Annotated in this window: 13 protein-coding genes; 10 read left to right on the forward strand and 3 right to left on the reverse strand. The window is 41.6% G+C overall.

Features of this window, described 5'->3' with window-relative positions; translation table 11 throughout:
• The first annotated feature begins 45 nt into the window (after positions 1-45).
• Together I7H67_RS15075 and I7H67_RS15080 are read left to right on the forward strand one after the other, a co-directional pair.
• Positions 46-1,485, forward strand: coding sequence for an amino acid permease (locus I7H67_RS15075; RefSeq protein WP_151989259.1), 1,440 nt, complete (start codon positions 46-48; stop codon positions 1,483-1,485).
• Positions 1,486-1,862: 377 nt separating this feature from the next.
• Positions 1,863-3,290, forward strand: coding sequence for an amino acid permease (locus I7H67_RS15080; RefSeq protein WP_081399393.1), 1,428 nt, complete (start codon positions 1,863-1,865; stop codon positions 3,288-3,290).
• Positions 3,291-3,347: 57 nt separating this feature from the next.
• Here the strand turns inward: I7H67_RS15080 and I7H67_RS15085 are convergent, their stop codons facing one another.
• A complete protein-coding gene (locus I7H67_RS15085; protein ID WP_004640467.1) occupies positions 3,348-4,229 on the reverse strand; it encodes a LysR family transcriptional regulator in 882 nt (293 codons plus the stop codon).
• A 166-nt stretch (positions 4,230-4,395) separates the two neighbouring features.
• Here I7H67_RS15085 and I7H67_RS15090 point away from each other — a divergent pair, with 166 nt between their 5' ends.
• The 7 genes from I7H67_RS15090 (at position 4,396) to I7H67_RS15120 (ending at position 12,996) form a co-directional block, all read left to right on the forward strand.
• On the forward strand, positions 4,396-5,913 hold the full coding sequence (locus I7H67_RS15090) for a CoA-acylating methylmalonate-semialdehyde dehydrogenase (protein ID WP_198308200.1): 1,518 nt from the start codon (positions 4,396-4,398) through the stop codon (positions 5,911-5,913).
• Between the two features lie 11 nt (positions 5,914-5,924).
• Complete coding sequence (gene mmsB, locus I7H67_RS15095; protein ID WP_198308201.1) at positions 5,925-6,815, forward strand: 3-hydroxyisobutyrate dehydrogenase; 891 nt, start codon at positions 5,925-5,927, stop codon at positions 6,813-6,815.
• 77 nt (positions 6,816-6,892) lie between these two features.
• Positions 6,893-8,542: an AMP-binding protein gene (locus tag I7H67_RS15100; RefSeq protein ID WP_198308202.1), complete on the forward strand. Its 1,650-nt coding sequence runs from the start codon at positions 6,893-6,895 to the stop codon at positions 8,540-8,542.
• A gap of 11 nt (positions 8,543-8,553) precedes the next feature.
• Positions 8,554-9,681, forward strand: a complete 1,128-nt coding sequence (locus I7H67_RS15105) for an acyl-CoA dehydrogenase family protein (protein ID WP_107882160.1) — start codon at positions 8,554-8,556, stop codon at positions 9,679-9,681.
• A 21-nt stretch (positions 9,682-9,702) separates the two neighbouring features.
• Positions 9,703-10,476, forward strand: a complete 774-nt coding sequence (locus tag I7H67_RS15110) for an enoyl-CoA hydratase (protein WP_005309095.1) — start codon at positions 9,703-9,705, stop codon at positions 10,474-10,476.
• A gap of 12 nt (positions 10,477-10,488) precedes the next feature.
• Positions 10,489-11,514 (forward strand): enoyl-CoA hydratase/isomerase family protein, encoded by a 1,026-nt coding sequence (locus I7H67_RS15115; protein WP_198308203.1) that lies wholly within the window; start codon positions 10,489-10,491, stop codon positions 11,512-11,514.
• A gap of 120 nt (positions 11,515-11,634) precedes the next feature.
• On the forward strand, positions 11,635-12,996 hold the full coding sequence (locus I7H67_RS15120; protein ID WP_151828301.1) for an MFS transporter: 1,362 nt from the start codon (positions 11,635-11,637) through the stop codon (positions 12,994-12,996).
• 140 nt (positions 12,997-13,136) lie between these two features.
• Here the strand turns inward: I7H67_RS15120 and abaI are convergent, their stop codons facing one another.
• Positions 13,137-13,703, reverse strand: a complete 567-nt coding sequence (gene abaI / locus I7H67_RS15125) for an acyl-homoserine-lactone synthase AbaI (protein WP_080632436.1) — start codon at positions 13,701-13,703, stop codon at positions 13,137-13,139.
• Positions 13,704-13,766: 63 nt separating this feature from the next.
• Positions 13,767-14,183, reverse strand: a complete 417-nt coding sequence (locus tag I7H67_RS15130; protein WP_198308204.1) for a DUF4902 domain-containing protein — start codon at positions 14,181-14,183, stop codon at positions 13,767-13,769.
• A gap of 635 nt (positions 14,184-14,818) precedes the next feature.
• Between I7H67_RS15130 and abaR the strand changes: the two genes are divergently transcribed.
• Positions 14,819-15,535 (forward strand): LuxR family transcriptional regulator AbaR, encoded by a 717-nt coding sequence (abaR, locus tag I7H67_RS15135; RefSeq protein WP_107882155.1) that lies wholly within the window; start codon positions 14,819-14,821, stop codon positions 15,533-15,535.
• Positions 15,536-15,580: the final 45 nt, after the last annotated feature.

Raw genomic sequence — 15,580 nt, forward strand, 5'->3', positions numbered from 1 at the left:
ATAGGTTGCTGATCTTAACAAAGGAATTCAAAAAGGAATTTTAATATGACAACGGCTCGTCATTCAGATACGGAAAACTCTCCTGATCATCTGCAACGAAAACTGTCTAACCGTCATTTACAACTGATTGCAATTGGCGGTGCAATTGGAACCGGCCTATTTATGGGTTCGGGCAAAACCATCTCCCTCGCAGGTCCTTCAATTCTTTTAATCTATATGATTATTGGAGGAATGTTCTTTTTCTTAATGCGTGCAATGGGCGAGTTGCTTCTTGCAAATCTGCATTACAAATCTTTTGTTGATATGGCTCATGACTTAATTGGTCCTTGGGCCGGTTATTATTTGGGCTGGACCTATTGGTTAGGCTGGGTACTGGTGGGTATTGCGGACCTTTCAGCGGTCATTAACTATTTGAGCTTCTGGCTGCCGGATGGCACGAGCTTTTCACCAACGCAACAAGCCATGATTAGTGCAGGTTGTGTGATGTTTGTCATGGGTCTTAACCTACTGACTGTACGCCTATTTGGTGAAATTGAATTTTGGTTCGCACTCATTAAGATTTTAGCCATTATTGGCCTGATCGGAGTGGGTGGCTATATGATTTTCAGCCATTTTCAAGCTCCACAAGGCACTGTTGCAAGCATTAGTAATGTTTGGTCGCATGGCGGTTTATTCCCGAAAGGTACAGAAGGCTTCTTGGCAGGATTCCAGATTGCCGTATTTGCCTTTGTCGGGGTTGAACTGGTTGGTACAACAGCTGCTGAAACCAAAGATCCAGAGAAGAATTTACCGAAAGCAATTAACGCGATTCCTGTACGTATTATTTTGTTCTATGTACTAGCACTCTTTATTGTGATGTCAGTAACGCCTTGGGATCACATTCGTGCAGACAAAAGTCCGTTTGTTGAGTTGTTCTTAAATGCGGGTATTCCTGTTTCTGCCATCATCATGAACTTGGTGGTACTGTCTTCGGTGATGTCTTCAATGAACAGCGGTGTGTTTTCAACCAGTCGTATGCTGTTCGGCTTATCAAAAGACGGTCAGGCTCCGGGTGCATTTGGTCGTTTATCAAAACGTGCAGTACCTTCAAATGGTTTGATTTTCTCTTGTATCTTTATTATGGGTGGTGCAGTACTTCAGTACTTTGTTCCAAACACGATGGAAGCATTTACTTTGGCAAGTTCACTCTGTGTGATTCTATTCATTAGTGTCTGGAGTCTTATCATGGTGTGCTATTTACGCTATCGTAAATTACGTCCTGAATTACATGAAAAATCTACTTTTAAAATGCCCGGTGGCATTTGGATGAGTTATATCGTTTTGGCATTTATGCTTTTCACTTTAGTCATCTTGGCACTTGAGCCAGATACATTGAAAGCACTCTATGTCAGTCCAGTATGGTTAGTTATCTTAGGTGTTACCTATCATATGCTCTATAAACCACGCATGAAAAAACTAGGACGCGAACTCGTCAACGATCATTAAGTTTTATTAAAAGCCAATCAAACATGATTGGCTTTTTTTATTTTCTTTCGATTTTTTATCGGAATAATGTTGTTTATTTTTAACTCAATAGAGCAGTTTAGAGGGGGGCGTAAAAGCGACATCTAGCATTATCACATGCTACACTCCGGCTAATCTGGAGAATCCAGATATGTTAATTAAAATTGCCGTGAAGGCAGTACATAAATAATGTGACTTAAAAAAACAGGACAAACGATTTATCAATTAAGGAAAAAATATACTTGAACATCTTGTCCTGAGGTATAGACTCAGCAACCCACGATATACGGTTCGTTTTTCTCCCTATAGGTTGCTGATTTTAAGTTAAGCAAAATATAAAAAGGACTTCTAATATGACAATGGTTCATCATCCCGATGAGGCAGGCTCCCCTGATCATTTACAACGGAAATTAAATAATCGCCATCTACAAATGATTGCAATTGGCGGTGCAATTGGAACCGGCTTATTTATGGGCTCGGGCAAAACCATCTCCCTCGCTGGTCCTTCAATTCTCGTGATTTACATGTTAATTGGTGGCATGTTTTTTTTCCTTATGCGTGCATTGGGTGAACTACTACTTGCTAATTTGCATTACAAGTCATTTGTCGATATGGCATATGATTTGATTGGCCCATGGGCTGGTTACTATATAGGCTGGACTTATTGGTTAGGCTGGGTACTGGTCGGTATTGCCGATCTTTCTGCGGTCATTAACTATTTAAGTTTCTGGCTGCCCGAAGGCGCCAGTTTCTCACCAACACAACAAGCCATGATTAGTGCAGGCTGTGTACTATTCATTTTAGGGCTTAACCTTCTTACGGTGAAGTTGTTTGGTGAAGTTGAATTCTGGTTCGCACTCATTAAGATTCTAGCGATTATTGGCCTGATTGGAGTCGGTGGTTACATGATCCTCACTCATTTTCAAGCTCCGCATGGTGAGGTTGTGAGTGTAAGTAATGTGTGGTCGCATGGTGGCATATTTCCAAAAGGCGTAAGCGGATTTTTGGCAGGTTTCCAGATCGCCGTATTTGCCTTTATTGGCGTCGAATTGATTGGTACAACAGCTGCTGAAACGAAAGATCCAGAGAAAAATCTACCGAAGGCAATTAACGCGATTCCTGTACGTATTATTCTATTCTATGTGTTGGCACTCTTTGTGGTGATGTCAGTAACACCTTGGGATCATATTCGTGCAGATAAAAGTCCGTTTGTTGAGTTGTTCTTAAATGCGGGTATTCCTGTTTCAGCCATCATCATGAACTTGGTCGTACTGTCTTCAGTGATGTCTTCAATGAACAGCGGTGTGTTTTCAACCAGTCGTATGCTGTTCGGTTTATCGAAAGATGGTCAGGCACCAAGTGCATTGGGACGTTTATCAAAACGTGCCGTACCTTCAAATGGTTTAATCTTCTCATGTATTTTCATTATGGGCGGGGCAGTGTTGCAGTACTTCGTGCCTAACACGATGGAAGCATTTACTTTGGCAAGTTCACTCTGTGTGATTCTATTTATTAGTGTATGGCTTCTGATCATGGCGTGCTATTTACGTTACCGTAAGTTGAGTCCAGAGTTACATGCTAAATCGACTTTTAAAATGCCGGGCGGGGTGTTGATGGCGTATGTTGTCATTGCATTTTTCTTGTTTACTTTAGTGATTTTGGCACTAGAGCCAGATACTTTGAAAGCACTCTATGTTAGTCCATTGTGGCTAGTTGTTTTAGGCGTTAGCTATCATGTGTTTTATAAACCACGCATGAAGAAACTAGGTCAAGAAAGTTTTGATTAATTATTACTAATTTCAAAAAAGCCAATCATCCGTGATTGGCTTTTTTATTTACACTCTCTAATCAACCAACAAATGCTGATATTTATCGGCTTGTTTACGCAAATAGTCCCAGACGAGTTTAATGCGTGGTTCATGTTGTAAATCAACAAAAGTCAGCATCCAGAAGGTATGAGTAAAGCGAACTTGCTGCTCTAAAACGACGTCTAGTTCTGGTTTATCATCTGCTAAAAACTTGGGCAAAATCGCAAGTCCTGCACCAGCACTCACCGCAATTTGTTGGGCTAAAATACTGCTGCTACGGAAGTTCGCGTTAAGCTTTAAGGGTAACCGTTCTAAACAGTACAACTCAGGGCTATAGACCAGATCATCAATATAGTTCACAAAGCGGTGTTGGGTTAAATCTTCTAAACCACGAATGGGTGGGTTTTGCGCTAGATAGTTTTGGCTGCCATAAATTTTTAAGCAGTAGTCTGATAACCGCGTAATGATGTAGGGTCCAGACGTTGGACGATCAATTGACACCACAATGTCTGCTTCACGGTGTGAGAGTTTAATCATTTTCGGCACTGGAATCAGATCGATGGTGAGCAGTGGATATTGAATCGAGAACTCAGCCAGTAAACGGGCTAAAAACGCAGTGCCAAAACCTTCAGGTGTGCCAATTCGCACACGACCTTGCAAAGGTTGATGTGGTTTCTCAATTTGTAAGAAAGCTTGTTCCATTTGCTCAACTCGAGGAACAAGTGCCATACCTTCGAGTGTCAACTCATAACCAGTCGCTTCACGCTTAAACAGCGTTGTACCCAAAGCAAGTTCTAGTGCCTGAATCCGTCTAGCTACTGTACTGTGCTCGACACCAATGATCCGCGCAGCGTTGGTCAATGTTTTAGTCCGAGCTAAAACCAGAAAAAAATGTAGATGATCCCAATCCACTTTCATTTTTGTTGTAATCCTTGTGCATATTTGCACAACAATCGTGCATGAATTTCCGTTGGTGGTCAAAGTTTTCTTTGCTAGTCTCAATTGAAACTGGAATAAAGAAAATACAATCAAAAAGTATTTTCTAATAATTGAACACAATAAAAATATGGCCTACGGAGAGGTTATGAACACAATCCAAAAAATCGAATTGGAAACCGCTAAATTACTCATTAACGGAAATTTTATCGAATCTGAAACACAGGAATGGCAAGACATTGTTAACCCTGCGACTCAGGAAGTGATTGGTCGTGTACCATTTGCAACGGTTCAAGAAGTTGACGCTGCTATTCAAGCTGCACAAGATGCTTTTGCTTCTTGGCGTCAAACCCCAATTCAGGCACGTATGCGCATCATGCTTAAGTTACAAGACTTGATCCGTGCCAACATGAAAGAAATTGCACAAGTATTAACGGCTGAACAAGGCAAAACCTTGGCCGACGCAGAAGGTGATATTCAACGTGGTTTAGAAGTGGTTGAACATGCTTGTTCGATCGGCACTTTGCAAATGGGTGAATATGTTGAAGGTGTTGCGCGTGGTGTAGACACGTATACCTTGCAGCAACCTTTGGGTGTCTGTGCGGGTATTACGCCGTTTAACTTCCCTGCCATGATTCCACTTTGGATGTTCCCAATGGCAATCGTGTGTGGCAATACATTTGTCTTAAAACCATCAGAACAAGATCCGTTATCAACCATGATGCTGGTTGAGCTTGCGATTCAAGCAGGTGTTCCAGCAGGTGTGCTCAACGTTGTGCATGGCGGTAAAGAAGTGGTTGACCGTTTGTGTACCCATAAAGATATTAAAGCGATTTCATTTGTGGGCTCAACTGCTGTTGGCACACATGTTTATAACCTTGCAGGGCAACATGGTAAACGCGTGCAGTCGATGATGGGCGCAAAAAACCATGTGGCTATTATGCCAGATGCCAATAAAGAGCAAACCTTAAATGCCTTGGTCGGTGCAGCATTTGGTGCAGCGGGGCAACGCTGTATGGCATTGTCGGTTGCGGTAATGGTGGGTGAAAGTAAACAGTGGATTCAAGAGTTAGTTGAAAAAGCGAAAACCTTAAAAGTAAACGCAGGCCATGAGCCAAATACTGACATTGGCCCAGTCATTTCAAAACGTGCTAAAGCGCGTGTGCTTGATTTAATTAATAGCGGTGTTGAGCAAGGGGCAGAGTTGCTACTCGATGGCCGTGATGTTCAAGTTCAAGGCTATGAATCGGGCAACTTTGTAGGTGCAACGATTTTTAGCGGCGTAAATACCGACATGCGTATTTATAAAGAAGAAGTCTTTGGCCCTGTACTTTCCATTATTTGTGTAGACACTCTTGAGGAAGCGATTGCTTTAATCAATGCCAACCCATTTGGTAACGGTGTAGGTCTATTCACACAAAGTGGCGCGATTGCGCGTACTTTCCAAAACTTAATTGATGTTGGTCAAGTTGGTATCAACATTCCAATTCCTGTGCCAGTGCCTTTCTTTAGTTTTACCGGTTCAAGAGGTTCAAAACTGGGTGATTTGGGACCATACGGCAAACAAGCTGTGCAGTTCTATACCCAAACCAAAACCATTACCAGTCGCTGGTTTGAAGATAGCCATGAAGTTGGCGGTGTAAATACAACCATTAGTTTACGTTAAGGGGATCACGGATGAATATCGCCTTTATCGGTCTAGGGAATATGGGCGGCAGAATGGCCCATAACCTACTTAAAGCCGGACTCAATGTTTATGGATATGACCTCAGTGAAGTTGCTATTCAGCACTTCGCCGAGGCCGGTGGTGTGGTCTGCGACAGCCCGCAGGCAGCAGCAAAACAAGCTGATGTGGTCATTAGCATGCTGCCTGCGGCCAAGCATGTTAAAGAAGTTTACTTGGGTGAAAATGGTGTATTGGAAGTGCTAAAAGCAGGTAGCTTATGCATTGATAGCAGTACCATTGACCCACAAACCATTAAAGACATTGCCGCTGTTGCGCAAAGCAAAAATATTAAAATCTGTGATGCACCCGTTTCAGGTGGAACCATTGGTGCCCAAGCAGGAACTCTAACCTTTATGGTAGGTGCCGATGATCAAACTTTTAACGAAGTGAAACCTATACTTAGCCACATGGGCAAAAATATTGTTCATTGTGGTGATGTTGGCGCAGGTCAAATTGCCAAAATCTGCAACAACCTGATTTTAGGTATTTCAATGGCTGCTGTTGCCGAAGGTATGGCACTCGGTGTAAAGCTAGGCATCGACCCACAAGCATTGGCAGGCGTCATTAACACCTCAAGCGGTCGTTGCTGGAGCTCGGATGTGTGTAACCCATGGCCGCATATTAACGAAAATGCGCCAGCATCTCGAGGTTACCAAGACGGCTTTGCGACTCAGCTGATGCTAAAAGATTTAGGACTCGCTGTAGAGGCTGCGGGCCAAGTCAAACAGCCAGTTGTATTAGGTGGCATGGTACAGCAGCTCTATCAGCAAATGTGCATGCGCGGGAATGCCAATCTCGATTTTTCGAGCATTATTCAGCAATACCTGCCACAAGAGGCATAACGGTAAAGCCAAAGGATGGCTTTAAACACATTAAACCCTGTCGTGAATAACAACAAATCCGGACTGAGGGAAAAGATATGATGGATTATCAAAATGCTGCACAGGCTTTCGATTTGAAAAGTACTGCAAAACACATGTTATCAGGTTCACTTGATGCCTTAAATGCTTGTTATGAATGCTGTGATCGACATGCAGATGGGGACAAAATTGCGCTGTATTGGCAAGGAAAAGACGGACGAAAAGAGCAATATACCTTCCGTGAACTAAAAGAATGGTCGAGTCAGTTTGCTAACTTTTTAAAATCACAAGGTGTGAAAGCGGGTGACCGTATTTCAGGTCTATTACCAAGAACACCTGAATTGATCGTGACGATTTTTGCAGCTTGGCGAATTGGTGCAGTCTATCAACCACTCTTTACTGCATTTGGCCCAAAAGCGATTGAGCACCGTATTCAGCTTGCACAAAGTAAGCTGGTGGTGACCGATGTAGGTAACCGTAGCAAGCTTGATGAAATTGAAAATTGCCCTGCAATTGTGACGGTGGCCGATACACAAGGTACTCCGCTTAAAGCAGGCGATTTTAACTTTTGGAATGAAGTGAAGCAGCAGTCAGATCAATGTGATCTGGTCATGCGTAGCATCCAAGATCCTTTCTTGCTCATGTTTACTTCAGGTACTACAGGTCCTGCCAAACCATTGGAAGTGCCTTTAAAAGCACTGATTGCCTTTGGTCGATATATGCAAGATGCCATTGGTTTAACCGAAGAAGATTCATTCTGGAATATTGCCGATCCGGGTTGGGCGTATGGTCTGTACTATGCGATTACTGGGCCGTTATTCTTAGGTCACGCTACTTTGTTCTATGAAGGTGGTTTTAGTACAGATAGCCTATGCCAAATTGTGAAAGATTATAAAATCAACAACTTAGCAGGTGCTCCGACTGCTTACCGCATGATGATGGCAGCTGATCCAGCACAAATGGCGCCGTTAAGAGGGCAGTTCCGTGTTGTGAGCAGCGCAGGCGAGCCGCTTAACCCAGAAGTGATTCGCTGGTTTAAACAAGTGCTTGATGCTCCGATTTATGATCACTATGGGCAAACTGAAGTAGGCATGGTGGTGTGTAATCACCATGGTTTAAAACATGAGATTCATGCTGGTTCAGCAGGTTTCCCAAGTCCGGGCTATCGTGTTGCGATTGTCAATGAACAAGGTGAAGAACTTCCGCCAGATACACCGGGAATTTTAGCAGTCGACATTAGCCAGTCTCCAATGATGTGGTTCGGCGGCTATAAAGAAAGCCGAAAATCGCCTTTTGTGGGTCATTACTATTTAACTGGTGATACTGCCGAGTTACATGCCGATGGCAGCATGAGCTTTGTAGGGCGCAGTGATGATGTAATCACCACATCGGGTTATCGGATTGGGCCATTCGATGTAGAAAGTGCTTTGCTTGAACATGATGCAGTAGTTGAGGCTGCAGTGATTGGTGTGCCTGACCCAGACCGTACCGAAGTGGTTAAGGCATTTGTAATTTTAGCTACGGATGCTCAACCTTCTGATGCACTTGCTGAACAACTCAGCCAATTTGTTAAAAGACGACTTTCTGCACATGCGTACCCACGTTTAGTTGAATTTGTGAGTGAATTACCTAAAACTCCAAGTGGTAAAATTCAGCGCTTTTTATTGCGTAATCAAGAAATTGCTAAACAACAAGCTAAAGCAGGGTAAAGGAAATAACAATGCAATTTACCGAAGAACAATTACTTATCCGTGACATGGCGAAAAGTTTCGCCCAAGAACAAATTAAGCCTCATGCCAGCGATTGGGATCGAGATGGGACATTCCCAAAAGAAACTCTATCTCAAATGGGGCAACTCGGTTTTATGGGTATGCTTGTTTCAGAGCAATGGGGCGGTTCAGACACGGGTAACTTAGCCTATGTACTGGCCCTCGAAGAAGTTGCGGCAGCAGATGGCGCAACCTCAACCATCATGAGTGTACATAACTCGGTTGGCTGTGTGCCTATTTTAAAATTTGGTACCGATGAGCAAAAAGAGCGTTTTTTAAAACCTCTGGCACAAGGTGAAATGATCGGTGCTTTTGCTTTAACCGAACCACATACTGGCTCAGATGCGGCAGCTCTTAAAACCCGAGCGGTGAAAGATGGCGATGATTACATTTTAAATGGTGCCAAGCAGTTTATTACCTCGGGTGATAATGCGGGTGTCATTATTGTGTTTGCAGTGACTGATCCGAGCGCGGGTAAAAAGGGCATTAGTGCATTTTTAGTCCCACGTGAAACTCCGGGTTATGAAGTGATTCGTGTTGAAGAAAAACTCGGTCTGCATGCTTCAGATACGTGTCAGATTGCCCTGACCGATGTGCGCATTCATAAAAGCCTGATGCTTGGCAAAGAAGGTGAGGGCTTGAAAATCGCTCTTGCCAATTTAGAAGGTGGTCGTATTGGTATTGCTGCGCAGGCAGTCGGTTTAGCACGTGCGGCACTCGAAGAAGCGACTCGTTATGCCAAAGAGCGTATTACTTTTGGAAAACCAATTTTTGAGCATCAAACCATCGCTTTTCGCCTTGCCAGCATGGCAACTGAAATTGAGGCAGCGAGACAACTGGTTCACTACGCTGCGCGTTTAAAAGAAGCAGGTCAACCGTGTCTCAACGAAGCTTCAATGGCCAAGTTATTTGCTTCAGAAATGACTGAGCGTGTGTGCTCAAGTGCGCTACAAGTGTTTGGTGGCTATGGCTATCTCAGAGATTTTCCAATTGAACGTATTTATCGTGATGCGCGTATTTGTCAAATTTACGAAGGCACAAGTGATATCCAGCGGTTAGTGATTGCACGTAGTCTATAAAATCAGAACAAGGAATAAATAATGCAGTGGCAAAGTATTTTATTAGAAAAGCGTAATGGGGTTGGACTGATTACATTAAATCGCCCTCAAGCGCTCAATGCTTTAAATAGCGAATTAATTAGTGAAATTAATCAGGCATTAGATCAGCTCGAAAAAGACCGCGAAATTGGTTGCATCGTATTGGCTGGTTCTGAAAAAGCTTTTGCCGCAGGCGCAGACATTAAAGAAATGGCTGATTTAGCATTTCCTGATATTTATTTTGATGACTTTTTCCATCTTGCAGACCGTATTGCACAGCGCCGTAAACCTCTAATTGCAGCAGTGAGTGGCTATGCGTTAGGTGGTGGCTGTGAATTGGCACTTATGTGTGACTTTATTTATTGTGCTGACAACGCCAAGTTTGGCTTACCTGAAGTCACCTTAGGGGTAATTCCGGGTATTGGTGGCACACAACGCTTAACCCATGCCATTGGTAAAGCCAAAGCAATGGAAATGTGTTTTACCGCTCGTCAAATGGGCGCTGTAGAAGCAGAACAAAGTGGTTTAGTTGCACGTGTGTTTAGCAAAGAAGAATTACTTGAACAAACCTTGCAAGCAGCTGAAAAAATTGCGGCACGCTCTTTAACTGCAAACATGATGCTTAAAGAAACCATCAATCGAGCTTTTGAAGTAAACCTTACTGAAGGCTTGCGTTTTGAAAGACGTATGTTCCATTCAATATTTGCAACATTTGACCAAAAAGAAGGAATGCAGGCATTCGTTGAAAAACGAAAGCCAAATTTTAAAAATCAATAAGAGATCAATAAAATGAATACAGAAAATCACTTAATGATTGAGCGACAAGGTAAGCTTGGCGTGATTACCTTAGACCGTGTGACTCATCTCAATGCATTGTCGCTAGATATGATTAAAAGTATTGGTGCCCAATTGGAACTGTGGCGAAATGATGCTGCTGTTCAGGCAATCTTAATCAAATCAAATAGCCCAAAAGCTTTTTGTGCAGGTGGTGATATCCGCTATCTCTACGACAGTTATAAAAATGGCACGGCCGACTATAAAGGCTATTTTAGTGCCGAATATAAAATGTTGAATGTACTGCGTGAATATGCAAAGCCAGTCATTGTTATGCTTGATGGCTATGTATTAGGTGGCGGTTTTGGCTTGGCACAAGCTTGTCACATTGTGGTGAGCAGTGAAAAGTCCAGATTTGCTATGCCTGAAACAGCGATTGGCTTTTTCCCAGACGTTGGTGCAACGCATTTCTTGTCTCGTCTTGATGATATTGGTGTTTATATGGCCATTACGGGTGAGCAGATCAGCAGTAGTGATGCGCTTTACCTCGATTTAATTGACTACCATGTGCCAAGCGAGCAGTTACAAGCTTTGCAAGATGCTCTCGTTGAAGCGCCAAGTTTAAGCAAAGAGGGAATTGAACACATCATTACCCGATTTATTACTCGTCCTGCTGAAAGTGAGCTCAAACAGTTGGCAGAAGGTATTCGTAAACACTTCGGATATCAGCATTTAGATGAAATCGAGCAAAGTCTTGAAAATGAACAAGATGAAAGCTTAAAAGCTTGGGCAAGTAAGATGCTTAGTATTTTACAACAGCGCTCATTTATAGCCAAACAAACCAGTTTGAAACTGCAACATTTAGGCCGTGGGCTTTCTTTACCGCAGTGTATGCAGCTTGAACGTGATTTACAGGATATCTGGTTTGACCATGGTGACTTTATTGAAGGTGTCCGTGCTCTCATTGTCGATAAAGACAAACAACCACAGTGGCAAGAACGTAATTCGAAATTTGAGCCAATTTTAGAAAAATTGAGCTAAATCGCATTACAAAAACATAAAAAGCTTAAGGAGATAAAGCGAGACCTGAAAATGCTTATGGTCAGGGCTGGTCATAAGCATAAAAAAGATAGAACAAGAAAATCTAAAAAGGATATTACGATGCAAACAGTACATGGAAACGGTTCAAATACTAAAAAGTCGTCACATCGATTAGCAGGCATCTCAAGCATGGTCGGCACTACCATTGAGTGGTATGACTTTTTTATTTACGGTGCGGCAGCAGCGCTCATTTTTAATAAATTATTTTTCCCAAATCTAGATGCCCTTACTGGCGTGCTCGCTGCATTTGCCACCTATGCCGTTGGGTTTATTGGGAGACCATTAGGCGGCTTAGTCTTTGGTCACTTTGGTGACAAGATTGGCCGTAAATCGATGTTGCTACTGACCTTGATGCTCATGGGGATCCCAACCGTACTGATTGGCTTATTACCGACTTACGAATCAATTGGTTACTGGGCTGCAATTTGTTTGGTTGTCTTACGATTCATTCAAGGGATGGCAATGGGCGGTGAATGGGGCGGTGCTGTGCTTATGGCCGTTGAACATGCACCCGAAGGCGGTAAAGGCTTCTGGGGAAGTTTACCTCAAGCCAGTACAGGTGGCGGTTTAATGCTAGCCTCAATTGCACTAGGACTAGTGTCGTTATTACCTGAACAAGCACTGTTTAGCTGGGGGTGGCGTTTACCATTTCTTGCCAGCATTATTTTACTCGCAGTAGGTTGGTACATTCGGGTGAAAGTACCAGAGTCACCAGATTTTGAAAAAGTAAAACAGCAGTCAGAAGAAGTCAAAGTTCCTGCCTTACAAGTTTTTAAAAACCATCCAAAGCAACTCATCACCATTATTTTGGCTCGCGCTGCCGAGAATGCGTGGTTCTATATTGCTTCAACTTTTACATTGGCTTATACCACTGCACAACTTGGGATCGCACGCCAAGACATTTTGTTTGCTACCATTTGCGGTGCAATAGTCATTCTATTTATGACACCATTATGTGGACATTTGTCAGATAAAGTCGGTCAACGCAATATGTTCATGTTTGGTTTATGCATATTGGCACTTTACTGCTATCCATTTTTCACCATGCTCAACACAAAAGACCCAGTATTAGTCTGGACCGCAATTGTTTTAGCAATTGGCGTGGTCTTTCCAATTATGTACGCACCACAAGCTCAGCTTTTTGCCCGTCAATTTCCGGCAGAAATTCGATATAGCGGAATCTCAATTTCGGTACAGTTGGCTGGGGTGCTTGGTGGTGGTTTAGCGCCGTTAATTGCGACCAAACTTTTAAGTATTGGGCAGGGTAATCCTTATTTAATTATGATTTATATTGGATCTATGGCTATCGTTGCGATCATATCGACTTCGTTTATGCCACGTGATTGGCAGACTAAAACTGATGAGGCTTACCATAAGAAATCAGAATTAAATTTGAAAACCAAAATTACTGAGCAGTCTTAATATTCAGTTTGAATCTTCAAATAAAGAAAAGCCCTAATCTTTTGACTAGGGCTTTTAAAATTGAGCTAGTGAAACGAGATTCGGGCTTAAGACCTTCATCTTTGCTATGTCACCAATATCTTAGACTTTGATTTAGCAAACTAAACTTCAATCAAGCATGCAAACATGGCATATCCATCGATAACCATTGGCGGTCCGGCACGATGGGCGCGAAAACCCGCGGCACGTAATAACCGCTCTACCCCAAGAGGTGAGGTCGTAATGAGTTGTTTTGCACCTTGTTTTCTTGCAAAGTTGATCGCTTCTTGCAGAATTGCAATAGAGACTGGGGATGACACTGCTTGATTAGCAGAGGTCGGCGGATTTGAGAAATCTACGGCTGAAAATCTTGATAATTCCCAAATTTCTGGTGAGCAAGGAATAGGCATTCCATTCATTAATTGAGGAAATATTTCACCCAGTAAATAGGGCTGAGTCGTGGGTAGTAGTCTGGCACAGCCAATAATATTGGATTCTCTATCTTGAGCGACGACGTAAGCTGTATCGATTTTATCAAATTGATCTAGTTCTTCATTATTTGGACAGTTCAACTCCCAACCCAAATGTTCAACAAATACCTTGTAGCGGTAACTTTTAAATTTGGTATATAGGACTTCTGAAAAATTGTTTTGGAATCCAGCAATAACATTCATTACAAGTGCTTCCACTTATTTTTCAGGCGACTTTACTCGACAGCTGAAAAGGTGGTAACTGTAAGAATTTACAGGTTTCTACGAGAAATTTGGACTTAGTTTAGTCTTTGTTTGCGTTGTATTGATTTGAGCATAAATGAACTGTTCCCAAAACAAAGAATCTATTTTTTTTTCGATTAATGTTTCAGTAACCTCAAATCCAATATCTGTACCCGATAAATCAACAATCATGATATTGCTTCGAGGTAGCCCAATTCGTTTTAAGCTAGCAATTCCATTGTTCTCAATAAATTCCCAGTCCCATCCGGTACTTAAAGCTGGGCTCCGTGATGTTGCCCATTCAGTAAACCCACAATATAGAATTCGAGAGTCTTCAATTTGTGTAGTTTCAACAATAGATATGAGGTGTTGGAGGGGGTAACTCATAAGCTGGATTTCATTCATCCGAATAAAACCATCTGTTGAGATTGAAAAATCAGGGGGGATTGTGACCATGCTACCTATTCAAGTGACTTGAATTACAGTTCTATAGATAAATAACATAAATTATTGCCAACAAAATACTGTTAAGTTTTACAGGTTAGCCGTAATCTGGTGATACACAACGTTAAGCTGTTCTTTAGAAAGTACTTCAGGTAGGGAGTTTTACTTACGCGGAAATTGACCCATCTATAGCTTCAATATGAGAGTTGCTTGTTTCAAGATTATCAACAGTTTAAGTTTTTCATATGTATTGTAGATAATATTTATACTATTATTAAAATCTTATTTTAGAAATCATTATCATTATTATGCGTTTCATTAAATAATAAATAAAAATTTATAATGCTAGTATCAATAATAGACGTTATTCTTTAGTTAAATTAATAGAAATATACAAAAAAGAAGAAATAATGGGCTCCTTTTGAAAATAAAAAATACTCATTTTTGGAATAAAATGCATCCTGTAAATTTGAGGCTTTCAAGCATAATTCGCATGTGCAATATAACAACCTTAAAAAGCTTTCTGAAACCAGTTTATCCGGAAAATTTACCACCCTCTCAGGCTCAAAAATGTTGTTAATTGGATTATGAATTCACTATATGCAACTAAATAAAAATGATTTATGCATGAGGTTTAATGAGAGTAAATGGAAAATTGGCAAGAAGATCTACTATCAGCATCTCTGATGGTAAAAAATGAATATCAGCTATTTGAGGTAGTCAAATCTACAGCTTCAAAGCTTGGATTTGATTATTGTGCTTATGGTATGCAGTCGCCGTTATCTATTGCTGAACCAAAAACGATTATGTTGAATAATTATCCCGAAGCATGGCAGAAGCGTTATGTTAAACAGCAATATGTCAGGGTGGATCCAACGGTACAGCATTGTATGCTATCACTTCAACCTCTTGTCTGGTCGAGCCAATCTGCAAACACACAATCTCAAAAAGATTTTTGGGAGGAGGCGCGTTCTTATGGTTTAAACGTCGGTTGGGCACAGTCAAGCCGTGACTTTATTGGTACAAGGGGAATGCTAACACTAGCAAGGTCCACTGACCAATTATCAGAAAAAGAGCAGAAAGCTCAATATACCAATATGTTTTGGCTATCTCAGACAGTACATTCCAGTATTGCTAAAATTGTGAATGAAACAGAATTTGCTCAGTTTAATCTTTATTTAACGAATCGGGAAAAAGAGGTTCTACGTTGGACTGCGGAAGGAAAAACGTCAGCAGAGATTGCTCAGATTCTCGGGGTAACTGAAAGAACAGTAAATTTTCATCTCTGTAATTCAATGCAGAAGTTAAATGTGAATAATAAAATTTCAGCAGCGATTAGAGCTGTCATGTTAGGAATTTTATAAAGTTATATATATAGGAATATAATAATTAATTTTGATAAAATAAAT

Origin of the sequence: Acinetobacter sp. ACIN00229 (assembly GCF_016106645.1) — a bacterium.
In the GTDB taxonomy this organism is placed as follows: Bacteria; Pseudomonadota; Gammaproteobacteria; order Pseudomonadales; family Moraxellaceae; genus Acinetobacter; species Acinetobacter oleivorans.